Here is a 25,765-nt window from a genome sequence, read left to right as displayed (position 1 = left end):
GCAAGCTAACAAAGTAGTTATAACAAAAAAGCTAATAAACCCTTAATCCATGGCCTAACTTGCCAAATTTTGTTTCCATATATGAATCATTATATTCATTGCGTTCCATAATAAGTGGTACACACTTTGTAACTTCTATACCGTTATTTTTCAACTCTGATAACTTTCTACCATTGTTTGTAAGTAATTGTATTTTGTTAATGTTCAATTTCTTAAGTATTTTAGCTGCAACAGCAAAGCTCCTTTCATCATCTTCAAAACCCAATACTCTATTTGCATCAACAGTATCAAGATTATATTTTCTTTGCATACTGTATGCTCTTAACTTATTAGTTAAACCAATGCCTCTCCCATCTTGCATCAAGTATAATATAATGCCATTCCCAAAGTCAGTCATTATTTGAATCGCTTGATGCAACTGGCTTCTGCAATCACATGATAAGCTGTCTAATAAGTCTCCTGTATAGCATGAAGAATGAATTCTCACTAATGGCTCATTATCTTTATCTGGATTGCCAATGATAATTGCATAATGTTCTCTTCCGCCACTTTTGGTTCTATAAGATATGATATCTACTTCTTGAGTCTGCTTTAAAAATAATGATGTTTTGCACACTTCATATACATCCTGATTTTCTTGAAAATTATTTATGAATGACTTGTCCAGTGCAATAACGTCATTTTTCTCGCACCAATTTCGCATTTCATGGTTATTCTCAAAAGTCATATCAGCCACTAACGCGTATGGCAATAATTCTGAGAACTTAAGCAAGGCAATAGCACATTCATCTATTGTCTTTGAGCATTGCAACTCTTTCATGCAATCTTCCTTTGAACAGTTTATTAAATAGAGCAGTTCATCAAAATTATTTACCAACAGACGTTTGCTGTTATGTTCTTTATTCTGAGATATGTATTTTACGTTACTTGAAGTTAAAGTAACATATACATTACTTGATATAAGCTTGTATTGATTAAATAAATCTCTTTCTAAAACCTCAGCAGCAGCAAACAATAGGTAATTACTTTCATCATATATTACAATTGGCCGACCGCGCCTGATTTCGCTGATAGCTCTTTCTACCTTATTGCTACTCTGATTTCCTATAAACATTTTTACCCATATTAAACAGCGATCAAAACTGGTGCGGCCGAGAAGACTTGAACTTCCAAGGCCTTATGAGCCACAGCGACCTCAACGCTGCGTGTCTACCAATTCCACCACGGCCGCACTTTATTCTAGTTTCTATATAATTACTTTAAATTACTTAACCATTTTAGGATTTTTCATCTAAAGTGTCAATCTGATACTAGGATAATTTAGGAAATGGTGCGACCTGAAAGTCTTCGGTCATATTGTTTAAAAGGAGAGGAATTCATTCAGAAAGAAACTGAAAGGATTCTAAAACTTATTAAACCAGATGTTTTGCCGTCTGAGTCTACGCATCAGTGCGAATCGGGCAACCGGTTGGTGCCAAGCGATGCGGACAATGAACCTCCTCTTGAAAAAGAAGATGCTCAATCGTGAGAGGAGCATAAACTACAAGTATCATGTGGTTGGAGAGCTAGGCTAGTGGTATGGTGAACGTAAGTGAAGCTTCATAAGTATCGTAATGATTAAGGAGCTAAAGATGCTGATAAGCTCTGACCAAAAGGTAATGTGGATAAGTTACATTTTTCATTTCTAGATGTACGCAAATAATAATTCCACCGGTATAGAGAAGCCACCTAACCCACTGTTGTATGACTGGAGAAACAGGGTAAGCCTGTATTTTCGCCTACATGGCAAGCAAACCGCAAGGAATGCTGATGGAAGTGCAGGTAAAGGAGAATGGAGAAAGCGAATGCCATTTTGTAACGAAATGGATAGAATTTGTAACATTAATTCGCGTGAAAACGAGCAGACTTCCATTTGGTCCCTCGTGACAAGAAACTTTGTTAACCACTTAAGGTAGGAAAGCAGATGATTACAAGTAAACCTGTAAGTGCATCTACCGAAAGCTTTGAAGCATGGAAGCAATTGCCATGGAAGAAATGCCAGAAAGTTATTGTGAGGCTACAAAGACGTATTGTTAAGGCTGTCCAAGAAGGAAGATGGGGTAAGGTAAAAGCTTTACAACATCTTCTCACACGCTCTTTTAGCGGAAAAGCTTTGGCTGTTAAGAGAGTAACTGAAAACCAAGGAAAAACCACAGCAGGTGTAGATCGTCAACTATGGTCAACTTGCAATGCTAAATTTCAAGGAATAAAGCTGTTAAAACAAAGAGGATATAAACCTTCTCCGCTCAAACGAATTTATATCAGTAAATCTAATGGCAAAAGAAGGCCTCTCGGTATACCCACGATAAAAGATAGAGCGATGCAAGCATTATATCTGTTTGCTCTGGAACCGATAGCTGAAACGATCAGTGATCGTCACTCCTATGGCTTTAGACCTAAAAGATCCTGCGCGGATGCTATTGCTGCTTGTCACTTATTACTGGCAAGACGCAATCGACCACAATGGATACTAGAAGGTGATATCAAAGGGTGCTTTGACAACATTAACCATGAATGGCTTATGAAGCATATTCCTATGGAAAAGAAAATTCTTCATAGTTGGTTAAAGGCTGGTTTCCTAGAATCGAAAACTCTGTATCCCACAACTGCTGGCACTCCGCAAGGAAGTATAATTTCTCCAATACTAGCTAACTTTACCTTAGATGGTCTTGAACAGTTATTAGAAAGTCGCTTTGGTAAATTAGGTAGCAAAAGAAGAGGAAAAATCAGAAGTGGAGTGAATGTAATCAGGTACGCAGACGACTGTGCGCTGTAGAGACACGGGAAGTGTTGAAGCTATGCAATAGATGAGGGAGGGTCCCTCGGAGTCGGTTTGCAAGAGCAGGCTTCAAACAGCCATAAGCTGCTTTGGTAAAGAGCTAAGGTAGTGAGCGTTATGGAAAAGGCACAATTATGTGTCATGTATGAAACAGAGAGACGAACGCAAGTAAACCACTGATGAAGTGTCGAAAGCGTAGAGACGACGTCAAAACCAGGGGGTAGTCGTTAACCTGGGATAAATCTACCGGGAGCTTGTTTACTGGGTGGGTGGCGTCCGGCATAAAAGTGGCGTGAATCTATTTTAGGCTATTGCATGGAACTACGGGAACCTGTCGTTTCGATGATAAGGAAGAAGTCCAAAGAGCCGATCTCTGAGGATGAGAGTACCGATGCGAAAAACAGGGGCGGATTAGCTCATAGTAGTGAAGAAGTTTCTGTAATGGAAATGGAGCGAAGGAGCTGAGTTATTTAGTTTTAATTATTTTGTCAACCGTAATGGGAGGAATTAATGAATAAAACAAAGTCTTTTGATATACCGAAGCAACTTATTTGGAGAGCTTATAAACAAGTATCGAAAAATAAAGGTGCTGCAGGTGTAGATGAGGTCTCGATAACAAAGTTTGAGGAAAATCTAAAAGATAATTTGTACAAACTATGGAATCGGATGTCATCCGGAAGTTATTTTCCCGAGCCAGTAAAAGCTGTTGCAATACCGAAAGATACGGGAGGACAAAGAACTTTATGTGTTCCTTCAGTGTCCGACAGGGTAGCACAAACAGCCGCTACTATGTATCTTGAACCGATAGTAGAGCCGAAATTTCACGAGGATTCATATGGTTATAGACCAAATAAGTCTGCATTGGATGCGGTATATACAGCACGGAAGAGATGTTGGAAAAATGATTGGACAGTAGATCTGGATATATCTGGATTCTTCGACAATCTGGACCACGATTTAGCAATGCAGGCTATCAAGAAACACACAGACTGCAAATGGGTCATACTGTATGTTGAGAGGTGGATGAAAGCCCCCATTCAGCAAGCAGATGGCAGTAAGGTAGTTAGGGATAAAGGAGTTCCGCAAGGAGGTTCAGTTAGCCCAATCATCTCTAATATATTCATGCATCATGTGTTTGATATATGGATGAAAAAGAACTACCCGACAGTACCATTTGAGAGGTATGTGGATGATGCGATAGTGCACTGCAGAACTAAGAGACAGGCAGAATTTATGAAAGTAATGATCGAAGAAAGATTGGCTAAGTGTAAATTGAGGTTACATCCCGAAAAGACACAGATAGTGTACTGTAAGGATGGTAATAGGAGAGATGAGTTTCCTACACAAAACTTTGATTTCTTGGGCTATACCTTTAGAGCTAGAGGAGCAAAGAATAAGAAGGGGGAGTGTTATGTTTCATTTCTACCTGCAATCAGCAACAAAGCCAAGAAGAAGATCAAGAAAACCATAAAGTCATGGAGAATACATCGGATTACGTGGACCACATTAGAGGAAATATCGAAGAAAATAGATCCAATAGTCAGAGGCTGGTTTCAGTACTATGGCAGGTTTTATAAATCGGAGATGTATACATCTCTCAGAAATATAGAGAGATACCTCATAAGATGGGTCAGAACCAAATATAAGAAACTTCGAGATCATGGAAGACTAGCAAAGCAATTTCTAGGAAAAGTGAGAAAGAGGTCTCCAAATATTTTCTATCATTGGACACTTGGGTTAGGATCAAAGGGCTAAATAATGGGAGCTGTATAAACCGAGAGGTTTCCGTACAGTTCTGCGAGAGACTGGTGGAGAAGTTCCGCTGGTCTACTCTCCTTATTATTTCAGGTTTCACACATGAAGTACTGGAAAAGGAAGTTAAGCCTTTAGTATCATCCTTTCTTCATGAGCGAGGTTTAATTCTGTCAGAAGAGAAGACAAAGATTACATCTATTACAACAGGGTTTGACTTTCTTGGTTGTAATGTACGTAGATATAATAAGAAGTTAATTATTAAACCTTCGAAAGAAAGTATTAAAAGACTTCTTAATAAAGCACGTACATTGATAAAAGCAAATATAGCGAACACTCAGGCTATAGTAATTAAGTCACTCAACTCTCTACTGAGAGGATGGGGAAATTACTATCACCATGTGTGTGCTAAAAAAGCGTTTAGAAAGATCGACAATGAAATTTGGCATAGTTTATGGAAATGGGCAAAGAAAAGACATCCTCGTAAAGGATTACGTTGGATAAAGAATCGTTACTTCAAAGTAATGGGTCAACGCCAATGGGTTTTTGCTGCACCCATATGCAAGAACAAACCAAAAGAGATACGGTATTTAAGACTGCTTAAGCTGATTGATATACCTATCAGACGACATGTTAAAATCAGAGCGGATGCAAATCCCCTTGACTTAAAATGGAAAAAGTATTTTGATGAGAGAGTGAAACGAACAAGAATGTTAGCAAGCTCCTTTTCAAGAGAAGGTTCTCTACTGTTGGTGTCACCATTAAGAATGATGTTTCCTGAGGAATCATGAAGGACAAGCCGGTTCTAGAAAAGAAGAACTTAGATAAGGGGCTCAAGCGTAGTGTGGGGAAACCTGCATGCTGCGTTTCTAAGGGAGGGAGTAGTAGTAATACTGCTTCCTTACCTGACCATCTATAGTAATTAGAAGAAAGAATGAAAAAGTACAGAAGTAGAAATGTGAGTTGACAGAATAAGAGAAATATATTATATTTGATAGTAAGACTATTTAAAATTAATTATGCCGTTGACGGTAAATACACCAGACAACATACAAAGACCTTCAAATTTAAAAAAAGCAAGAGATATTTTACTAGCCCCTGTGAGATGGCTAGTCATTGGTTTAGCTGTAGTATTACTCATAGCATTTATTGTTTTTGTCATAGCGTTAATTCTAGTTGCTCAAGCATTGGGTAAGCTATATCTTCTTGCAGGAGGCAAATTACCAGAATGGTTAGAGCAAAGAACTGAAGCATTTATGGAGGCAGTGCGTGTCCCACAAACAACGCATGATACTAATGTAAATGATGCAATTAATATTAACGTTCAAAAGCTAAAAGAAAACTATGGCGAGCCTGATGTTGATGATAAGTTTATAGAGGAAATAGAAGGATTTATTGATCAGTTAGAGTGTATAGCAAATGGTACACAAAAAGCTGTGGATAAAGATCAACTCACAGAAGATGAGAAAAAACATGCACTTAAGTGCTTGGAGCGTATAAAAAACAACCCTGATACACATAGTGGAAGCGGATTAACATTGAAGCAAGTTTTAAATTTGGTTTGGAAAGCTTGTAAAGATGAAAATAAAAAAAGTGCTGATGATAATATAGATATTAATACCCGCATATCACAGAGAAAATATCAACTGGTTAAACATTTAGTAGAATCGCAAACAGAATATGGAGTACTTGTTGGCAGTGCATGTTTTACTGGTACCTTTAACAGTATTGTCTCTTCCTTGTACACTTTTGAAGAATTTTTCTTCTTGCAAAGAGCGGATAAGGCTACTGTAAAACAAGAGTTTGAAAATGATCTACAAAAAAAAGGTGAAGAATTATTTAATCGGCTTTCCAATGATAAAGAAAAAAAAGAAGTTGCAGAAGCTTTAAGTAATCCTTCTACAAATTTCTTTATTAGCTTTATAGAATCATTTAAAAATCACTCTGCACGTGCAGTTTTAGGCGATAAAAGATGTGATGAACTAATAAAAGAGCATTTTGGTAATCTTCAATATAAACCAACAATATCTTGCTTTATAAAGTAATCACTTCACCAGCGGCAAAGTGATGCCACACTGATTCATATATTTTCCTTTCATATCATCATATGACTTCTCACACTCACTTTCGCCGCTTAAAAACACAAATTGGCATGCTCCTTCATTAGCGTAAATTTTTGCAGGAAGTGGAGTAGTGTTAGAGAATTCAAGTGTGACGTGACCTTCCCATCCAGGCTCCAAAGGTGTGACGTTTACTATAATACCACATCTTGCATAAGTTGATTTACCAACACAAATTACCAGTACATTCCTTGGTATACGAAAATATTCCACCGTGCTGGCAAGTACAAAACTATTTGGTGGGATTATACATACATCTGTTTCCTTATCTATGAAACTATTCTCAGAAAAATTCTTGGGGTCTACAATAGCTGAATTAACATTAGTAAAAATCTTAAACTTATTACTAACTCTTGCATCATAGCCATAAGATGATAATCCGAAAGATACAACACCCTTACTGCTTTTATGATTCATAAAAGGCTCTATCATTCTAGAGTTTTCAGCCTTTTCCCTTATCCATTTATCTGGCATAACTGCCATAATTGTCCTTTAAAGTTTTGTAATACTTATAATAATATGTAATAGAATTTAAATGTAAACCTGAATTAGCGTTACACTCTGGAATGGCAAAGTTTCCAGTATAAACTACCTATACAAAAATAAATTGGCAATATTTCAAGCCTGCCAAGCAGCATCAAAAACGATAGAAATAGCTTTACTCCACCACTAAAGGAGGAATAATTACCTGAAGGACCTATTAGGTTACTAAATCCTGGGCCAGAATTTGTAAGCATTGCAGAAACAGAGCTGATGCTAGTTATAAAGTCCGCATTGCTCAAGCAAGACATCACTATTGATGATATAGTGAACGTTAACATGTAAATCGCAAAAAACGTAAAGACGGATTGAACTTCATCATTTTCCAGTATTTTACCATTGAGTTTTACTCTATCGCTTTCACTTGGATTTAATAAAGAGCTAAAGTACTTCCTTATAGACTTTAGAAAAATGACTAAACGGAAGATTTTGATTCCACCACTAGCAGAACCACCACATCCACCAATAAAGGCTAAAAAGAAAGCTAAGACTGAAATAAAGCTCCAATTCAAGTAGTTGCACATTACATAGCCAGTTGATGTGATAGAGGAGGTAATGGTGAATGTGCTGTACCTAAATGATAAAAATACTCCTAAGTCAAAATTTTTATATAACCAAAAACAAGCAAGCAAAGATGAGATAACAACTATCTTAATAAAGTAAGAGACCTGTTCATCATAACAAACGTCTAATCGTCTTATAATTTTTAAATAGCTCAGAAAAGGTAAAGAGCCTAAAATCATAAAGATAATTGTTATGACCTCCAATATAGGGTTATTGTAGTAGCCTATAGAATCGTTATAGTTAGCAAATCCACCAGTTGATACAGCGGACATTCCGTGACATACTGCGTCAAATAATGTCATGCCAGCTAGATAGTACGAAAATATGCACAATAAAATTAGGCAGTAATATATTTCTGCAATATGTATTACTACGCTTCGCGTATGTGGTAACTTTCTTTTAAGAGCATCTGAGTACTCAGAATAGAGTAAATTATTTAAGCTCAAAACCTTAAATATGGGAAAAATTGCAATTCCTACTGTAATTACTCCAAAACCACCTATACCGTGTAGCATTGCTCTCCACAGTAGTATCCCCGGAGATTGTTGCTCGATGCAACTTAGAATAGTTGCTCCTGTGGCTGTAATCCCAGATACTGCTTCAAACAGTGCATCAATGTAGCTTAAACTATCAAGATAAAATGGAATAGCTGCAAATAGAGATAATGCAATCCAGGTACAACTGGTAATCGCAAAAATTGCCGGCATTCCATGTAACCTACTTAGTTTACCCAGTAGAATAAAAATCGCACTAAATGTGCAGGTAACTATAAATCCAACCAGAAAATTTTTCCATTCGTAACCTAGATAATTATTAGTAATAGCAGGAATAATCATTGCTACGCCAAACAACAATAGAAAAATTCCCACAATAAACGCAATTAAACGTAAAACTTGCAGATTTTCCATAGAAAGTACTGTGAAAGCTATATGTTATTAAAACTTCAACCGCTTTGCTAATTTTTTCTCTTGACTTGATTATAAATACGTATAATTATAGCGCTAAATTTGCCATAAGAGATAGAGGTAGGGTATAGTATTAGATTGTGGCCTTATTAAAACTCAAGAATCATTATATTTTGCAATTTTGAATAACAATCTTCAAGAGGTCCAGAATATATTAAATATTAATTCTTACAGTAATATACAAAAGGTTTTCAGAAGCCAATTCCCGAGTGGTCGTACAATCTTTGATGTTGCTAAATCCATAGGAAATGAAGAAATCATTCAGACACTTCAGCAGAAAGCTAATGAATACACTAATGCTTTATGGAATAAGCGTAAAGCAACTCAAAATTCATTACGTTTTGCAGTTGTGAATAGCAGTCTTCGAGAAGTCCTAAACATAATCAAAAAAATTAATTCTGAGGAGGATATAGATTATACACAAAAGGTTTTAAGGAGTAAGTTCGATGGTAATTATACTATCTTAGATTTTGCTATTTTAAAACAAGAAGGAGATATCATTAAGGCATTTTGGGATAAAGCTGATAAAAACACTCGTGTCTTCTTGAGTGATAGTGCAATCAAATCAGCTAATTATAGTTCAAATTTTGATGTTAAAAAATTTATTCCAGAAATTGAGAATTATAATAGAAAGTGCACTGAAAAAGCTACCAAACGAACTTATGAAGAATCTCATCAGAAAAATGATATTCGTGATAGAGCTATGCAAAAAGTGGAAAATTTAGGAAGAATAGGTACCCTTCATTGCAAATTATGTGAAGCAATAAATTCTTTGAAAATTGAAAAAGTTAAAGCAGTATTAGAAGATTGTGATACAAATCTAGAAATGATTTTAAATAGACCTATATACTCACAGAGCAAAACTACCCTTTTACTTTATCCTCTGCAAGTTGGTCTTAATAAACGATATATAGGTGATGGTAAAAGATTGAAACAAGAAGATCTGAGAAATATAAAAGAAATTACTAAACTTCTTTGGGATAAAGCTTCTCCTGATATTCGCAATTTCTGGTTTAAATTCCATCAAGATCAACAAGAAGAAAGTACAAAAGACACAAAAGCAACCTTTGAAGCTCATTTGAAAAAAGCTCCTCCTGATATTCGTGACTCGTGGCTTAAAAATCAAAGAGCTCCTGAAAATCAAGATGCAGCTGTAATAAAACTTCTTAAAGGTGAGCAACAACGACATGCTAAGATAGGTAGTGAGAAGTGGCTTGAAGATTTCATTCAAGAAGTTAAAGATTACACAGAACAAAAAAGCATAGAAGAAAACCTTGAAATAGCTACAGAGAAACCTACAACAAAATCTGTTCTACAAGACGCACAACTTTCTCAAATAAATAGAACTTGTTGTATTTTGTAGTAAATAAGTTCTTAGGAAACCTAAGTATGATAACAATAAAAACAAGAAATTTAAACGTTCTATTTTTAACCTAGTATCCAGAATAAAAAAATATCAAAGTCATCATATTATATCACGAACCTTTTCCAAGACTTTTTTTATATTTTCGCTTGAAAGTGGAATTAAGCCAAGCCTAGATAAATATCCACCTTCAGTACTAATAGAGTCTACAACTTCTCTAATGAATTCCCTTAATCCATCAACAGTATCTAAGTGTTCTTTCTTTATATAAAGATATAAAGGCCTTGCTAACATATACTCCCCCGATGATATATTTTTATAAGTTGGCTCAATTCCTGCGATTGTGCTCCCTTGAATCTCATCTTGGTTTTTCGCTAAAAAGCTGAAGCTAAATATTCCTAAAGCATTTTTATTGCTCTTCAATTTTTGTATTATTATGTTTTCATTAATTCCAACTTCTATATACCTTCCATCATCTCTGATATTACTACATGCTTTCTTTCTTTTTTCTTGGTCTTGATAATTCTCTTTGAAAATCCTTGAGTTCATGCATGAATATTGATCAAGCATAATAAAATTAATCAAAGTTTCATGTGTACCTGTATTTTGATGTGGACCATAGATTTTAATTTCTGTTTTTGGTAGAGCTTGATTTACATCAGACCAAAATTTCTTGTTATTCTTTACTAATCTATCATTGTCTTCAGAATATGCAGATAAAGTTTCAAACAGGTCATTTTTTGTAAAATCAAATCTATGGCTTTGATTTGAATTTGCAATAACAATTCCATCATAGCCGATTATGATCTCTATTACCTCATTCACTTTATTTCTTTTGCATAATTCTCTCTCTACTTCCTTCATAGGGCGAGATGAAGTGGTGATATCTGGTGTGCCTTTCCCTATTCCTGAACAAAACATTTTGAACCCTGATCCACTTCCTATCGATTCTACAACTGGAGTTTTAAAGGGAAATATACGACTGAATTCCTCAGATACAAATGAGATAAAAGGAAAAACAGTTGAAGATCCAACAATTCTGATATATCTTCTAGCATCAACATTTGACAGTGGGATGAGTAATACAAATGCAAAAATAAGGAAAAGGCGTTTCAGCATCGTTTTCGCTCAAGAGTGTAAACTTAATTATCGTAATAAAAAATCAAACTGAAAAGCTTTTTTTCTAGATTTCAAAAGGTATAACGATCAAACGTGTGCGTAATGATGAGATATGAATCACAGCATTCATACAACTGTATCTGTATCGAATCCTCTTATGTTTTTCAATACTGAAAAATTCTTTCATATTAACTTAATGATGCAATATATCCTTTTCTTTAATAGATAAGTCATCATCGACTTTTTTTACATTATCATCAGTAATGTTTTGTATTTCCTTTTTGGCAACATGAAAATCATCTTCTGAGATTTCCTTATTTTTCTTCATTTCCTCTATTTCTTCCATAACATCTCTGCGTATATTTCTAATTGCAACTCGTGCATTTTCAGAAAATTGATGCAATAATTTCACTAATTTTTCACGAGTTTCTTGTGTTAAGTCTGGAAGAACTATACGTATAGTATTTCCTTCAACAACAGGATTTAAATTCAGGTTAGCATTGATTATCGCATTTTTTACTTCACCGATAACAGTAGCATCCCAAACTTTAACTGATAGAGTTTTGTTATCTATAGCTGAGACGCCTGCAACTTGGTTCAGTTTTTGATGTCCACCATAGATATTTACAACTATACCATCAAGTAATGATGCGTTAGCTCTACCAGTACGTACACCTTTCATATCATCGTGAAAAGACTGAATAGTTTTTAGCATTCTTTCCTTTGTTTTAGCTTTTATTTCGTTTAACATAAATTACCTAATGTTTACAATCTGAAACTATAGTATAAGTGCCTTGACCCTTAATGATATCAACCATTTTTTCTCTTTTTAAAGAAAAAACTACAATTGGGATAGAATTCTCACGAGCAAGTGAAATTGCTGATGCATCCATAACTTTTAAATCACGAGTTAGCAAATCTGTATAAGAAAGCCTATCATACATCACAGCATCCTCATTTTTTTTTGGATCAGCAGAATATACACCTCTTACTTGCGTACCTTTTAGAATAACATCACAATTCATTTCAACAGCACGTAGAGCTGCAGCTGTATCTGTGGTAAAAAATGGGTTACCTGTACCTGCTGCAAAAATGACAACTCTACCTTTTTCTAAATGATGAATAGCCTTCCTTCTTATATAAGGCTCACATATGGTAGTCATAGGTATAGCAGATAATACCCTAGAAACTATAGAGCTTTTTTCTAAAAAATTCTGCAAAATTAAAGCATTAATGACAGTGCCAAGCATTCCAATATAATCACTGCTTGCTCTTTCACAGCCACTTAAAGATGCTGATGCACCACGAAAAATATTCCCACCACCAACAACAATACAAACTTGAACTCCGAGATTACAAACTTCAACTATGTCTTTGGATAGTTTATCTATAACTTCCATATCATGGCCAAATAGCTTTGATCCCATCAAAGCCTCCCCAGAGATTTTGAATAACACTCTGGGGTATTTTACTTCTGAAGTTTTGTTACTTATTTGCACCATCCAAAGTAAGTAACTTATAATTAGCTAACTTAACAGCACTTGATTCTATAAAATCAGCAATCTTCATTTTATCATCTTTTATAAACTTCTGCTCTAGCAGAACAACTTCTTCATAGTATTTAGCCATTCGTCCATCTACTATTTTTTTCGCTACCTCTTCAGGTTTATTTAAGCTCTTTACTTGCTCCTCAATTATAGAACGCTCATTGTTTAATTTTTCTTGATCTAAATCATCTATAGATAAAGCTTCAGGTTTCATAGCAACTACATGCATAGCTATTTGCTTTCCAATCTCTTGTTTATCACCAGATGATTGCAATGCTACTAAAGCACCAATCTTACCTAAGCCATGCATATCACCATGTACATAGCCAGCAATAATCCCATCCTTAGTTTCTAGGTAGCAAAGATTGCTTAACTCTAACTTCTCACCAAGAACCGATGTACCACTCATAATAGCTTCCTGCACTGTACCAACATCTTCATATTTGGCATTTTTTAACTCATCAAGATTAGTACAACGTTCTTGACAAGCAATTGATGCTAAACTTGAAACTAATGCTATGAACTTCTCATTTCTAGCAACAAAATCAGTTTCACAATTGACTTTAACCAATACACCATAATTTTTAGCCAAGCACATAGCAATAAGCCCATCCGAAGCTACTCTATCAGACTTTTTGTCAGCTTTAGCAAATCCTATTGTACGTAACCTATCAACGGCTTTCTTAATATCACCATCACACTCTTCTAACGCTTTCTTACAATCGCTTAAGCCAAGCCCTGTTCTATCGCGTAATTCCCTTATACTACTTGAATCCATCTTCATTTACTTACTATTACCTCCCTTTCTGTTTCAACCTTAATACGCTTCTTTTTAGTTTGCACAATATCCTCTTCTTTTTCTTGAATAAGCTCATCATCCTTAACTCTAGACCTTGTCAAACTAGACTCTATTCCAGCTAATATAGAATCAGCAACTAATTTACAATAGAGCTCTATTGATTTTCTTGAATCATCATTTCCTGGTATAGGATAAGTAATACCATCTGGGTCAGAATTGGTATCAAGTACTCCAACTACAGGAATACCCAGTTTTTTAGCCTCTTTAACCGCTATATGCTCTTTGTTAGTATCAATAATGAATAAAATATCAGGAACTGCTCCCATTTCTCTAATGCCACCCAATTCTTTATCAAGCTTTTTTCTTTTCTTTTCAATATTTCCTAATTCTTTTTTTGTTAAGATACTATCTTCATCATTTAATATTTTCTCATATTGTATCAAAGTTTTTATCGAAGAAGAAACAGTGTTCCAATTAGTAAGCATACCACCAAGCCATCGATCATTTACATAATATTGACCACAACGAACCGCTTCACTTGCAACAATATCTAAAGCTTGAAATTTCGTACCAACAAATAAAATGCGACCATCTTGAGATGCAACATCGTATAAAGCTTTCATCGCCGCCTCTAACAATGGTAATGTTTTTCGTAAGTCTATTATGTGTATACGATTCTGTTGATGTACACCATATATATATGGGACCATTTTCGCATTCCAGCGACTAACTTTATGGCCAAAATGCACACCAGATTCAGCTAAATCACGTATAGTGACTTTAGGCAAATTTGTCATATTTACTCCTCCAAATAGTTTATCCTCCATGGCATAACCCTAACGGGACTACTTGCATAAGCCATGTGTGAAATTAAGTTATTTACATAGTAATAAAAAAGACAAAAAAGCGCAAACAAAAAATATTGACAAGTAGCAACACGTTGATTAGCTTTAAGATTGCAAACGTTAAAAAGCAATGGGGGGTGTAGCTCAGTTGGTTAGAGCGCATGCCTGTCACGCATGAGGTCGTGAGTTCAAGTCTCATCACTCCCGCCATTACAGCAGAAACACCTTAAAATTCCTTAAGTTTCTTATTAACTTGAATTAATTTCTTTCAGAGACTTGACATGATATTGTAATTGCTGCTTAATCTATTTAACTTTATCGTTAATAATTGGGATTAAATATGTTCATTTCTGAGGTTTTTGCAGCAGATGCGACTAACAATGTATCAGCATCTGTTGCTAGCTTTATTCCACTCATTTTAATATTTGTAGTATTTTATTTTCTCATTATTCGCCCCAATCACAAAAAACTAAAAGAACATAGAAGGATGATAGATCAAATAAAACGTGGTGATACGGTTATTACTTCTAGTGGAATAATAGGTGAAGTAAACAAAGTTGACGAAGTAAATGCACAACTAATACTAGAAATAGCACCAAAAATTGAAATAAAAATCCTAAAATCTGCTATATCTGAAATCTTAAATAAAGAAATTCAAAAGCCAGTAGCTAAATCTATTGAAAAAAGCAAAGTTGAAAAGAATGGCAAGAAAAATAAACTAGAGGAAAGTAAAAAAGACAAAAATGCTTCATAATTTAAGAAGTGTGTGGAATATTAGGTATAGTAAGTAGCGGTGGTTCAGTAATACCAACTTTACTAACCGCGTTGCAAAAATTGGAATACAGAGGTTATGACTCTTCAGGTATAGCAATCATAAATAATAGAGGTAAGATAGAAGTAAAAAAATCAGAAGGTAAAGTTGAAAGATTGTGTGAAGTTGTTCATGAGAGCAAGATATCTAGTAGCAAAGTTGGTATAGCACATACTCGTTGGGCTACACATGGAGCTCCAAATCTTAAAAATGCTCATCCCATTTATATAAATAATGTTGTTGTTGCTCATAATGGCATAATTGAAAATTACAATATATTAAAAAAGGATCTGGAGGAAAAGGGAGTATCTTTTCATACCGACACTGATACAGAAGTAATACCAAACATATTAACTTCATATCTTGATGAAGGGTTATCACCAGTTGATTCTATATTTAAGTGTCTAAACAACTTACAAGGTTCACTTGCTTTGGCTTTATTATTTGCAGAATATCCAGATGCATTGTTCGTTGCGAAAAGAAATTTACCTTTGGCAATAGGATATAACTGTAATAAAGTGTTTGCTGCTTCTGATATTAATACTTTGAATTCATTTGTAGAAAAAATATTGCATTTAGAAGATAATGATATTGCAGTAATAAAATCTAACGAATTCAGTATATATAATAATGGTATACAAGTTAAACGCAGAACAGAAAATAGCAGTCCAAGAAGTTTTCTAATTAGTAAAAATGGTTACCCTAGCTTTATGCTAAAAGAAATTTTTGAGCAACCGTATGCATTAAACAAAACAATAAATCAATTTTATAAACAATATAAAGAAATCAACAAAGAATTATTTTCTGAACTAGGTTACATTACTATAGTTGGATGCGGTTCATCCTATTTTGCTGGACTAATAGCAAAGTGTTGGCTGGAAAGTATTGCTCAAATTCGGGTATATCTAGAAATCTCGTCAGAATTTAGGTATAGCAGCGTCAAGCTCGAAGAAGGTAGTATTGGCTTATTCATTTCTCAATCTGGTGAAACTGCAGATACTATGGAAGCACTACGTTATGCGAGATTGCAGAAACAAATGATCATTAGCATAATTAATACATTTAATAGCAGCATAGAAAAAGCCTCAGATATTGTATTGCATACTCTTGCTGGACCTGAGATTGGTGTTGCTTCGACAAAAACCTTTTCTACGCAGCTTGCAATTTTAGCATGCTTTTCTGTAGAGCTTGGAAAAATAAAAGGTATACTGGGTAGAGAGAGGATAAAGGAACTAAGCGGTGCTATTAATTCCATTCCCGAACATGTAGAGCATGTTTTGAATGTGATGGAAATACAACATATATCAGGCAGTATATTAGAGCACAATAATATAATTATAATTGGGAGAGGAAGCTCATATGGAGTTGCAATGGAAGGTGCATTGAAGATAAAAGAGCTTTCATATATCAACACAATTGGTATTGCAGCGGGAGAAATGAAGCACGGTTCTATCGCTTTGATAGACTCTACTGTACTTGTTATCGCAATTATTCCTTACGATAATTTATTCTTTAAAACGCTATCCAATATACAAGAGATTATTGCAAGAAAAGGTAAAGTAATTGCCTTTAGTGATAAGCAAGGAGCACCGCTCTTAAAGGGAATTTGCATAGATGTGGTGCAACTTCCAGAAGTTGACAATTTTGTTTCTCCAATTATCTACAGTGTTGCTATGCAATTTCTTGCTTATTCTATTGCAGAAAAAAAAGGGTTAGATGTAGATTGTCCGAGAAATTTAGCTAAATCTGTCACAGTTGAGTAACTTATTTAAAGTGAGTTGCTAATTAACAGCTCTCATTGTCAGTTATAAATTACTGAATTTTACTAATAAATTCATTAGCCCTCTGCGAAAGAATATGTAACTAATGTAAGGATGAGAGAGGCTAAAATCCACGCCTCAAATTAACAAGATTTGCCATTATGGTTACCAGACACAACTTAACCTAGCAAGCAAGAATTAACTAACAGAAAAATTGAAAACTAATATCAGTCTCTTATGTAATGCTACTAATATTTTTCTAAAAAGCAATATGTTTTCTATTCAGGAAAGTCTACATCGCCATAACAATATTTACTAGAATGAGGTCTTGTCTCACTGTAAAAACGCAACCAATGATCAACGTCTATCTGAAGATCTTCTAATAAATTGTAGGTTGTTTTACAAAAAAAGAGGAGTAAATGAGAGCTCAGTAACTTGATTATAGAGTTGTACTGCCTTTCCATATTTGAAGCAAGTTGTTATTCTATCTCAAACCATAGCACAAAGTAAATATGGCAATTTACACTAAAATTTTCTGTTTATGATTTATATTATGTAAAGATACTATTTGACCTTGAGCTTTAAAGATATTATGTAATAGCATTATTTAATATGCGAGGTTTGTTATGGCTAAAGTAAATGCAGGTGAAAGCGCAAGAAAGCTCAAAGAAATTAAATTTCAGCCTATGTCGCCAAAAAAGTTCAAAGGCAGTCAGTCTATGTCACCAAAACGGAGTCGGAATTCTGGTGAAAAGCTATGGAGTGCATTTCACTCATTAATGAACGTAATATCGGAGCTAGAAGAAACAAAGGTTACAGTGGAACTAAAAAAAGACACTGAAATATCAGAAGAACAATTGAATAAAATAATAGCATTAAAAAATCAAGTAGAAGAAGAAACAGAGCAAATAATGATGCCATGTTTCAAGAAAATAATAGTAGAATTGAAAGGAACAAAAATAGAGAAATTGTCTACGGAGCTAAAAAAGCTGGCAGAAGTACAAGGTGAAAAAATACAAGAGTTATGTAAGAGACTAAAATCAGGTACTGGAACAGAAGAAGATCAAAACAAACTCAAGAGAGCAGTAAAAGGATTAGCAAAAGAGTGTTCCAAAGAGCTCACAAACTACGTATCTGATTCAAATCCGATAATGTTGTACACTGCTGTTATTGGTGTTGGTCTTGCTGTTGGGCTGGTAGCAAGTACTATACTTGAACATACAACTAGACTAAGTATGTTAGCAATAATTATCATAGCTACAGCATCTGCATTCGTAGCTGGTTGTGCTACATACGCAACACTAAGACCTAATACTAAAATAGATGAATCAAAAGAAGTCCAAATAAAGAGTTCTCATCACTCACTTTCCTAATCACACTTTAATTCAAGCTTTATCAGTTTTATTCAAGTTGCTTCTCCTAAGAAACTCCATTAATCAACTCTTCTTGTTGAACTAGTGTGTAGCCAAACTCCTGCGCTTTCTTGATCAAATTTTTCACAATTTTCTCTTTGTAGCGTGTTTCATAATAACTCATTCCTTTTTCCACATACTCTTGTCCATACTTCAACATTTGGTAAAAAATACATGCTAATTTTCTTGCTGTGGCAGTAATTGCTTTTATTGCTCCTAGCCGTCTTTTTAATCTCCTACAATATGCACCTAATGCACTTGTGCTATTTCCCACAGCATAAGCAGCCATTCGCAGGGCATTTGTAGCGCGATTAATGACTTTACGAGTTTTTGTCCCAAATACTTTTTCTCCTGTGATCTTGTTAGCAGGGCTAAGTACTAACCATGAAGTAAAGTGCTTTTCTGATTGCCACTTATTATGGTTAATGCCAACTTCTGAAATAATAGTTTGTACAGTTAGTATATCAAATCCAGGAATTTTAGTAAAATCTATTCCGGTTATCCTATACAATTTCTCACGCAAGGTGAAGTTTGGTCTGCCTCTTCTAGACTTGTTTTTTTCCTTACCTAACTCTCTACTCTCATCGGACTTTGTTTCAAATGTTTTATAGTAATTTTCTATGCTTTTATCACATTCAGTTATTTGCTCTTGAAAAAAAGTATATGCTGTATATTCTTGTTTCAGTACAAATAAATGTTCTTCTCTATAATCGCCTGTTAATGCTTTTGCTATAGTAGCTTTGTCGTTCTTCATATTCACACTTCTGAATTCAGCTAGCTTCTCGGGATTCTTTTCACCTTCTACTATTGCTTTAATAATTTGCATTCCTGTGACGCCAGTGATATCGCTTATTACTTTATGTAAATGAATATTCATTTGTACCAACGCCTTTTGCATACGATTAATATGTGTAGCAGCATTTTCAATTAAGTTTTTACGTTGCCGCACATAACTACGCAATACACACATTTGATTATCTGGCCTAAATGATCCTTCGATTAACCCATAACTGTGTAGTTGTTGAAGCCATTGGCAGTCCTGGACATCTGACTTTCTTCCAGGTACATTTTTTACATGTCTTGCATTTGCAAGTTTTACTTCAAGTCCATATGATTCAAGTACTTGAAACAAAGGAATCCAGTACACTCCGGTTGACTCCATGGCTACTGTAGTAACTTCACACTTTTTTAGCCATTTTGCTATGTTATGAAGGTCCTCTGTAAAGCAGCTAAATTTTTGTATATGCTGTTCATCACTTCCTTCTGGTACACACACATAATGTATAGCCGAACCAACATCTATTCCTGCTGCGTTAGGGTTCATTATTTCTAATTTACTTTTTGTTTTTTTCATGGTAACTCCTTCATATAATTTATAGCAGGGAAACGCTTCAGCTTGGGACGGTTGATATAATACAATCTCCTAACCGAGGTAGTCTAAGGACTCCATCAATGATTTGACCGTTNACGCTGTTTATTATAAAAAATTTCTATATATTCAAATATTGCGGTTTTAGCTTGTTGTGCAGAGTGTTGTGAAGTATCAATGAGTAACTCTCTCTTAAGTGAACTAAAAAAGCTCTCTGAAACAGCATTATCATAACAACAACCTTTGTGACTCATACTAGAAGTAATATTTTTTGTACTTAGTAAAAATTGATAATTTTTAGAGGTGTATTGCGATCCTTGATCGCTATGAAATAGTAGATTTTTAGGAGATTTGCGCCTACCAATAGCCATGAATAACGCATCTATAACTAATTGCCTATTTACTGCATTACTCATTGACCACCCAATCACCATGCGTGAATATAAATCTATTATTGCTGCCAAATATAACCATCCTTCATTAGTTTTTATGTACGTAATATCAGTTACCCATATCTTGTTAGGTTGATCAGCGATGAAATTCTGATTTAATATGTTAGGAGTTATAACTCTATTGTCTATTTGTGGTTTTTTACTTTTAAACTTTCGTCTAAGCTTAGCTTGAATGCCATTTTTCTGCATAATATTTTGCACTGTTTTGATGTTATAATTTTTACCTAAAGCCTTTAATTCAGCGTGAATTTTAGGAGCTCCGTATCTGCATTGTGATGATCGATATACCTTCTGAATATCTTGTATGAGCTCTTCTCTTATTGATTTTTTGTTGTTTTTTTCCTTAGTAATCCATTTATAATAACCACAAGCAGATACGTTCAAAAATCTGCATAATTCCCGTATTTTATAGCAGTTTTCATGTTCTTTTATAAAAGAATATTTTACTCTTTTTGGTTTGCAAAATATCCCAGGGCTTTTTTTAAAATGTCTCTTTCCCTCGTTACTCTTGCCAGCTCTTTCTTTAAATCAAACTTTTCTTTGTCACAATGAGCTACTTTCCCCTTTCCTGGAAACGCATCTACTCCAGACATTCTATCATTGTATGTTTTTACCCATCTGCTTACCGCTAATACCCAAATCTCTTGCTATTTTTGCTGATGATTGACCTGTTTCTTTTACTAGTCTTATAGCTTCAATTTTGAATTCTGCTGTATATTCTTTTCTTTTTGTCATACCACACCTCTTTGAAAAAACGTTTTATTTTACTTCAAAAACGTCTTAACTTTCTGTCTACTTTTTCTGGGTAAGGTCACCAGCAGCTACCATAGCTCCGGACTACACAATCGCATTATCCATTATGGTAGAGCCCATACCAACAAATGCTTTATCATGCACTGTGCATGCATGTAATATGCAAAAATGTCCAACCGTCACCATACTACCAATAATCGTATCGCCGCCTGGATTTCTATCTACATGAATTACGGTGCCATCTTGAATATTAGTTTCATCACCTATTTTGATTGATCCAACATCTCCTCTGATCACACAATTAAACCAGATACTCGCATTCCTTCCTATTTCAACGTTACCTATGATACTCACACCATCTGCGATAAAAGAACTTTCATCCATTTTTGGTTCATAATCTTTGTATTTTAAAATGTGATAGCTCATAATTTAAATAAGGTTTAATACATACTTGGATTCCAGTAGTCAAGTTACTCGGGTAAAGATATTCTTGACTTATGATCCTTATGCTCCTAAAATCTTTATTTTTAGCTCTATTCATAATGTCAGTAACAGTACTTAGTGTACTTCAAATAATATTAGTTGTTGTATTGGTAATTTTAGTGCTTCTGCAGCCACCTGGAAGTAGTTCATTAAGTGGCTTTAGTAATTCACAACAGGGAATGAATTCAATAATTCCGGTAAAGTCTTCTGAAAATCCACTCAGTAGAATAACTTCTATAGTTGCTGGACTGTTCATTATAAATACACTGTTACTATCAGGATTATGTTCAAAAGATGTACATAAAAAATCAATTGCAGAGAAGATTATATCAGAAAAGAAGCAAGAAGGCCAATCAACTTCTGTTCCATTTGAAAATTAATGAAAGAAACCAAGTTTATCTTTGTTACAGGTGGAGTTGTTTCATCACTTGGTAAGGGTTTAGTTGCTTCAAGTGTGGGAGCACTTCTTCAAGCTCATGGATTCAATGTTCGCATCAGAAAGCTTGACCCATATCTCAACATTGATCCTGGAACAATGAGCCCAGCTCAGCACGGGGAAGTATTTGTTACTGAGGATGGTGCTGAAACTGATTTAGACCTTGGACATTACGAGCGTTTTACTAAAATTAAAGCAACCAAGGACGACAATATAACAACTGGTAAAGTATATAATAAATTATTAAAGAAGGAAAGGTGTGGTGATTATCTAGGCAAAACTGTGCAAATCATTCCTCATGTGACAGATTTAATCAAATCTTTCATTTTTAATGGTACAGAAGATTTAGATTTTGTAATATGCGAAATAGGCGGAACCGTAGGTGATATTGAAAGCCAACCGTTTTTGGAAGCTATACGCCAAGTTAATTATAAACTAGGAAAGCAAAAAGTTATCCTTATTCACTTAACTTTAATACCATATCTCACTGCAGCACAAGAATTAAAGACAAAACCGACACAGCATTCAGTTCGAGAGTTAAACTCTGCGGGGTTACAACCAGATATTATATTATGTCGCAGTGAAAAAGAAATTTCCGATAATCAAAAAGAAAAGATAGCCAATCTTTGCAATGTTTCTTTATCTAACGTAATACCTGCTCCTGATGTAAACCATATATACGAGTTACCGTCCTTGTATAATCAATGTGGGCTCGGGACACAAATTTTGGATCACTTTCACTTAAGTAAGCCAAAACCAAGCTTACCTGAATGGGACCAAATAGTACACTCTATGAGACATCCAACACAAGAAGTTATCGTTTCCATAGTAGGAAAATATACTGAATTTCCTGACGCATATAAATCACTGATTGAAGCATTAAACCATGGTGCAATTAGTAATAAAGCTAGAGTGAAGATAAATTGGGTCAACTCAAGAGAAGAGAATGGAAAATCTATAGATGCAAAGTTTATCAGAGAAAAATTACAAAGCTCTAATTCAGTTCTTGTTCCAGGAGGATTTGGTGATAATGGAATAGAAGGTAAAATATTAGCAATAAACTATGCCCGTGTAAATAACATTCCTTTTTTAGGAATATGTCTTGGTATGCAGCTTGCAGTGATTGAATTTGCTCGTAACGTTATTAAGCTTGAAGATGTACACTCTGAAGAATTTTATACTTGCAAACATCCAATCATCAAGCTCGCTGATGGTAAGAACGTTGATCTTGGTGGAACCATGAGACTTGGAACATACAAGTGTAATGTAAGTCCAAATTCAAAAATGGCAAATGTGTATAGTAGTGTCACTATTTCAGAAAGACACAGACACAGATATATAGTTAATTTAGATTATAAAAATAACTTAGAAGAGAATGGAATGATATGCAGTGGTATATCAGAAGATAAAACATGCATAGAGGCAGTGGAGCTAAAAAATCACTCATGGTTTATTGGTGTGCAATTCCATCCAGAATTTCAATCAAGACCATTTTCTCCTCATCCTCTCTTTACATCATTTATTAAGGCAGCTATTGACAATAGAGTTTAATAGAACTTAATAAACTATATTCTAATAGAGAGGTAAAAAATGTTACTAAGAAATAGTAAAGATAGCATTACATATAGATCTGCGACCTTCGAGCAATTGAACAGGCATGTAGAACAAATAATATATAAATTAGAGGGGGATCAAATTATAGAGGATATAATGGAAGAAGTAGTTGTAGCTATAAACGAACTAAAATCGGTAGAAGAAATAAAAAAATATTTAAAGCGAGAAATAGATAGCCTTGTAAAAAGGACAATAGTCCTTAGTGAATTCTATAACCTAGAAACAATAGAAAAGCCAAGAAAAGAAAATTATATTTACCCAAGCACCTAATGTTTAAGTACCAATACATGGAACTTGCCATAGAGCAAGCAAAACTTGCTCAGAAAGATGGCGAAGTGCCAATAGGTGCTGTAATAGTTAATGGAAACAATATCATCTCCTCTGCACACAATATATCTAATGATCCAACTGCACATGCAGAAATGTTAACAATTAGACAAGCATTTTCAACTTCCACGCTTTATGAAGCTGAAATGTACGTAACGTTAGAGCCGTGCCCGATGTGCGCTCAAGCTATCTCTTTTGCAAAAATTAAACGTCTGTACTTCGGGGCTTACAATCCCAAAGGTGGAGGAGTTGAAAACGGCACTAGAATATTTCAATTCTGTAACCACATACCTGAAGTTTATGGTGGAATATTAGAAACAAAATGTTCTCTTTTATTAAAAGATTTCTTTGAGAAATTGAGAACTTAGTTTAAGCTGTGTGATTATGATTATTGTTCTGCTTTGCATTAACTTGCTTTTTGTACGAGGTTATCACTTAAGAGCGGAAGTTGCTTCATCCAGTATTAAAACCTGAGGGTTTTTAAGCTTATACGTTGCTTTTGTCCTTTAGAAATTTTAGTCTACTATCTTTATCCAGAAAAAAATTGTAAAATCTCTATAGTTATGGTATAATTGTAAATACCGCTTGTCAATAAGCTGAGTATAAAAATGCCGTTCGGACAAATCATTACATATAGCACGATATTACTTGCTATAATTGCAATATTTCTCTTTTTGAGAAAAATATACAAAAATCATATTAGAAAAATTATATTTCCTCTAAAAGTTCTCAAAGAAGAGTGGGAAGAAAATAGAAGATTTAATGAATTGTATCAAAAAAATAAGCAAAAAGAGTTGATGAAACAACAGGAAATGCTAAGGGAGAAACAAAAGAATATGCAAGTTTACAAAGAAGATCTAGAAATAGTTGATATAGCAAAACCGTTAGGTAAATGGACAAAGATGGTTATGATGGGTAATAGTTTAATGAAACATTTTGCACAATTGATAAACAGAGAAGGTGATAAGAAAGGATTTTGGGAGCTATTTATAAAAGCTCAGTCTTCAACTAAGGGTAAGCATAAAGGAAAAGGCAGATGACGTATCCGTTGTATAACCTGCTTTCTGGCATTAAACTTCTTAAGTGTTACAGTCAGTCAAGTATAAGGGTGTCATCCCAGTGCGTGACACCATCTGCTACCTACAAACCCAATGTTCGTACAGTTGTATGTCAAACACTGACTGTTTGTTGTGCAAGCTATCCAATGTTCATACACTGAAGTGTTTAGGCTCCAAGTTCTCTTTAAAGGTCCAATAGATGCTTGAATGTAAAAATCTATCCTGTGCTCGTAATAACAAAGTATTATTTAAAAACCTCAATTTTAAAGCTGAGCCAAAATCAAAAATCTTAATCACTGGTCCAAATGGTAGCGGCAAAACCAGCTTAATCAGAAGTTTATCTGGACTTTTGACGCCAGTGTCAGGTAATATAATGTACTGTGGAAAAGATATATATGATGACCTAAAATCCTATATACCTTCCATGGTCTATATAGGACATAAAAACGCCTGTAAAGATAGCTTAACAGTTGGTGAAAACATAGAATTCTGGGCAAGAATACGAAATACTAGAGAATTAATTATGGCAGCCGTTTGTTGCTTACAGTTGCAACCTGTACTTAATATCAAATATAGTGAACTTTCTGCAGGCTGGAAAAGAAGAGTTGCGCTTGCTCGCCTCTTAATTTCTAATGCAAACGTTTGGCTGATAGACGAACCATTTTGTAATCTCGACAGTGCAACGTGTGAATTAATATTAAATCTAATCTCAATACGCTCTGAGCAAAACGGTATAGTAATTATTACAGGACATAGCTCTACAGAACAACTGTGTGACTTCAAGACAATCGACATACGTGATTTTAACAGACCTCTTGTATAATTTTTGGCCTTATTGTACTTACATCAATAATTTAT

At 34.6% G+C, this 25,765-nt stretch carries 25 protein-coding genes, 2 tRNA genes and 4 pseudogenes; 18 read left to right on the top strand and 13 right to left on the bottom strand.

The window, feature by feature from the left end:
* Positions 1–31 precede the first annotated feature (31 nt).
* Both BVG17_RS06065 and BVG17_RS06060 read right to left on the bottom strand, forming a co-directional pair.
* Positions 32–1,114 (bottom strand): GTP cyclohydrolase II, encoded by a 1,083-nt coding sequence (locus BVG17_RS06065; RefSeq protein ID WP_063631212.1) that lies wholly within the window; start codon positions 1,112–1,114, stop codon positions 32–34.
* A 29-nt stretch (positions 1,115–1,143) separates the two neighbouring features.
* A tRNA-Leu gene (locus BVG17_RS06060) sits at positions 1,144–1,231 on the bottom strand.
* Positions 1,232–1,330: 99 nt separating this feature from the next.
* On the opposite strand from BVG17_RS06060, the gene BVG17_RS06055 reads away from it, so the two are divergent.
* From BVG17_RS06055 to BVG17_RS06030, 7 genes and pseudogenes are all read left to right on the top strand, one after another.
* Complete coding sequence (locus BVG17_RS06055; protein WP_230609272.1) at positions 1,331–1,528, top strand: hypothetical protein; 198 nt, start codon at positions 1,331–1,333, stop codon at positions 1,526–1,528.
* A gap of 435 nt (positions 1,529–1,963) precedes the next feature.
* Complete coding sequence (locus tag BVG17_RS06045; protein ID WP_241654095.1) at positions 1,964–2,815, top strand: reverse transcriptase domain-containing protein; 852 nt, start codon at positions 1,964–1,966, stop codon at positions 2,813–2,815.
* A 345-nt stretch (positions 2,816–3,160) separates the two neighbouring features.
* Entirely contained in the window at positions 3,161–3,283 is a 123-nt protein-coding gene (locus tag BVG17_RS09995) for a hypothetical protein (RefSeq protein ID WP_255447005.1), read from the top strand.
* A 45-nt stretch (positions 3,284–3,328) separates the two neighbouring features.
* Positions 3,329–4,573 (top strand): group II intron reverse transcriptase/maturase, encoded by a 1,245-nt coding sequence (ltrA, locus tag BVG17_RS06040; RefSeq protein ID WP_143688722.1) that lies wholly within the window; start codon positions 3,329–3,331, stop codon positions 4,571–4,573.
* A 53-nt stretch (positions 4,574–4,626) separates the two neighbouring features.
* A complete protein-coding gene (locus BVG17_RS06035) occupies positions 4,627–5,361 on the top strand; it encodes a group II intron maturase-specific domain-containing protein (protein WP_241654096.1) in 735 nt (244 codons plus the stop codon).
* A pseudogene (locus tag BVG17_RS09660) lies at positions 5,358–5,486 on the top strand (Rpn family recombination-promoting nuclease/putative transposase); the annotation flags it as partial. The gene BVG17_RS06035 and the pseudogene BVG17_RS09660, both read left to right, overlap by 4 nt.
* A gap of 103 nt (positions 5,487–5,589) precedes the next feature.
* Complete coding sequence (locus BVG17_RS06030) at positions 5,590–6,615, top strand: hypothetical protein (protein ID WP_063631089.1); 1,026 nt, start codon at positions 5,590–5,592, stop codon at positions 6,613–6,615.
* Here BVG17_RS06030 and dcd read toward each other — a convergent pair whose 3' ends face one another.
* Together dcd and BVG17_RS06020 are read right to left on the bottom strand one after the other, a co-directional pair.
* Positions 6,616–7,173, bottom strand: a complete 558-nt coding sequence (gene dcd, locus BVG17_RS06025) for a dCTP deaminase (protein ID WP_063631088.1) — start codon at positions 7,171–7,173, stop codon at positions 6,616–6,618.
* A 71-nt stretch (positions 7,174–7,244) separates the two neighbouring features.
* A complete protein-coding gene (locus BVG17_RS06020; RefSeq protein WP_063631087.1) occupies positions 7,245–8,702 on the bottom strand; it encodes a TrkH family potassium uptake protein in 1,458 nt (485 codons plus the stop codon).
* 178 nt (positions 8,703–8,880) lie between these two features.
* Between BVG17_RS06020 and BVG17_RS09655 the strand changes: the two genes are divergently transcribed.
* Entirely contained in the window at positions 8,881–10,122 is a 1,242-nt protein-coding gene (locus tag BVG17_RS09655; protein WP_241654183.1) for a hypothetical protein, read from the top strand.
* A 102-nt stretch (positions 10,123–10,224) separates the two neighbouring features.
* Here the strand turns inward: BVG17_RS09655 and BVG17_RS06010 are convergent, their stop codons facing one another.
* The 5 genes from BVG17_RS06010 to rpsB all read right to left on the bottom strand — a co-directional run bounded on the left by BVG17_RS06010 (position 10,225) and on the right by rpsB (position 14,384).
* Positions 10,225–11,241, bottom strand: a complete 1,017-nt coding sequence (locus tag BVG17_RS06010) for a substrate-binding domain-containing protein (protein ID WP_063631086.1) — start codon at positions 11,239–11,241, stop codon at positions 10,225–10,227.
* Positions 11,242–11,434: 193 nt separating this feature from the next.
* Positions 11,435–11,992, bottom strand: a complete 558-nt coding sequence (frr, locus tag BVG17_RS06005) for a ribosome recycling factor (protein ID WP_017532537.1) — start codon at positions 11,990–11,992, stop codon at positions 11,435–11,437.
* A gap of 7 nt (positions 11,993–11,999) precedes the next feature.
* On the bottom strand, positions 12,000–12,743 hold the full coding sequence (gene pyrH / locus BVG17_RS06000; protein ID WP_039950243.1) for a UMP kinase: 744 nt from the start codon (positions 12,741–12,743) through the stop codon (positions 12,000–12,002).
* Positions 12,727–13,572: a translation elongation factor Ts gene (tsf, locus tag BVG17_RS05995; protein ID WP_063631085.1), complete on the bottom strand. Its 846-nt coding sequence runs from the start codon at positions 13,570–13,572 to the stop codon at positions 12,727–12,729. Before tsf ends, pyrH begins: the two co-directional genes overlap by 17 nt.
* The gene (gene rpsB / locus BVG17_RS05990; protein WP_063631090.1) at positions 13,569–14,384 is read right to left on the bottom strand and encodes a 30S ribosomal protein S2; all 816 of its coding nucleotides are present in this window, start codon (positions 14,382–14,384) and stop codon (positions 13,569–13,571) included. Before rpsB ends, tsf begins: the two co-directional genes overlap by 4 nt.
* 181 nt (positions 14,385–14,565) lie before the next feature.
* Between rpsB and BVG17_RS05985 the strand changes: the two genes are divergently transcribed.
* From BVG17_RS05985 to glmS, 3 genes are all read left to right on the top strand, one after another.
* Positions 14,566–14,642 (top strand) — tRNA-Asp (locus tag BVG17_RS05985).
* A 130-nt stretch (positions 14,643–14,772) separates the two neighbouring features.
* Positions 14,773–15,186, top strand: a complete 414-nt coding sequence (gene yajC / locus BVG17_RS05980; RefSeq protein ID WP_006012489.1) for a preprotein translocase subunit YajC — start codon at positions 14,773–14,775, stop codon at positions 15,184–15,186.
* Positions 15,187–15,194: 8 nt separating this feature from the next.
* Positions 15,195–17,006 (top strand): glutamine--fructose-6-phosphate transaminase (isomerizing), encoded by a 1,812-nt coding sequence (glmS, locus tag BVG17_RS05975; protein WP_063631084.1) that lies wholly within the window; start codon positions 15,195–15,197, stop codon positions 17,004–17,006.
* Positions 17,007–17,262: 256 nt separating this feature from the next.
* Here the strand turns inward: glmS and BVG17_RS05970 are convergent.
* Positions 17,263–17,395, bottom strand: a pseudogene (locus tag BVG17_RS05970) (IS481 family transposase); the annotation flags it as partial.
* Positions 17,396–17,629: 234 nt separating this feature from the next.
* Here BVG17_RS05970 and BVG17_RS05965 point away from each other — a divergent pair.
* Positions 17,630–18,376: a hypothetical protein gene (locus BVG17_RS05965; RefSeq protein WP_063631083.1), complete on the top strand. Its 747-nt coding sequence runs from the start codon at positions 17,630–17,632 to the stop codon at positions 18,374–18,376.
* Positions 18,377–18,422: 46 nt separating this feature from the next.
* Here BVG17_RS05965 and BVG17_RS05960 read toward each other — a convergent pair whose 3' ends face one another.
* The 3 genes and pseudogenes from BVG17_RS05960 to BVG17_RS05950 form a co-directional block, all read right to left on the bottom strand.
* On the bottom strand, positions 18,423–19,769 hold the full coding sequence (locus tag BVG17_RS05960) for an IS110 family RNA-guided transposase (RefSeq protein ID WP_143688718.1): 1,347 nt from the start codon (positions 19,767–19,769) through the stop codon (positions 18,423–18,425).
* 113 nt (positions 19,770–19,882) lie between these two features.
* A pseudogene (locus BVG17_RS08830) lies at positions 19,883–20,971 on the bottom strand (IS3 family transposase); the annotation flags it as partial.
* 105 nt (positions 20,972–21,076) lie between these two features.
* Positions 21,077–21,415, bottom strand: a pseudogene (locus BVG17_RS05950) (gamma carbonic anhydrase family protein); the annotation flags it as partial.
* A 116-nt stretch (positions 21,416–21,531) separates the two neighbouring features.
* On the opposite strand from BVG17_RS05950, the gene secG reads away from it, so the two are divergent.
* From secG to ccmA, 6 genes are all read left to right on the top strand, one after another.
* The gene (gene secG / locus BVG17_RS05945) at positions 21,532–21,852 is read left to right on the top strand and encodes a preprotein translocase subunit SecG (RefSeq protein ID WP_007302593.1); all 321 of its coding nucleotides are present in this window, start codon (positions 21,532–21,534) and stop codon (positions 21,850–21,852) included.
* Positions 21,852–23,459, top strand: coding sequence for a CTP synthase (locus BVG17_RS05940; protein ID WP_063631082.1), 1,608 nt, complete (start codon positions 21,852–21,854; stop codon positions 23,457–23,459). The genes secG and BVG17_RS05940 overlap by 1 nt, the downstream gene beginning before the upstream one ends.
* Positions 23,460–23,498: 39 nt before the next feature.
* Entirely contained in the window at positions 23,499–23,792 is a 294-nt protein-coding gene (locus BVG17_RS05935; RefSeq protein ID WP_063631081.1) for a hypothetical protein, read from the top strand.
* A gap of 17 nt (positions 23,793–23,809) precedes the next feature.
* Entirely contained in the window at positions 23,810–24,217 is a 408-nt protein-coding gene (locus BVG17_RS05930; RefSeq protein ID WP_010404879.1) for a nucleoside deaminase, read from the top strand.
* Positions 24,218–24,457: 240 nt separating this feature from the next.
* Entirely contained in the window at positions 24,458–24,889 is a 432-nt protein-coding gene (locus BVG17_RS05925; RefSeq protein WP_063631080.1) for a hypothetical protein, read from the top strand.
* 217 nt (positions 24,890–25,106) lie between these two features.
* The gene (ccmA, locus tag BVG17_RS05920; protein ID WP_063631079.1) at positions 25,107–25,730 is read left to right on the top strand and encodes a heme ABC exporter ATP-binding protein CcmA; all 624 of its coding nucleotides are present in this window, start codon (positions 25,107–25,109) and stop codon (positions 25,728–25,730) included.
* Positions 25,731–25,765: the final 35 nt, after the last annotated feature.

It is taken from the genome of Wolbachia endosymbiont of Laodelphax striatellus, from assembly GCF_007115015.1.
Taxonomy (GTDB): domain Bacteria; phylum Pseudomonadota; class Alphaproteobacteria; order Rickettsiales; family Anaplasmataceae; genus Wolbachia.
This window is presented reverse-complemented; position numbering and strand designations above follow the sequence as displayed.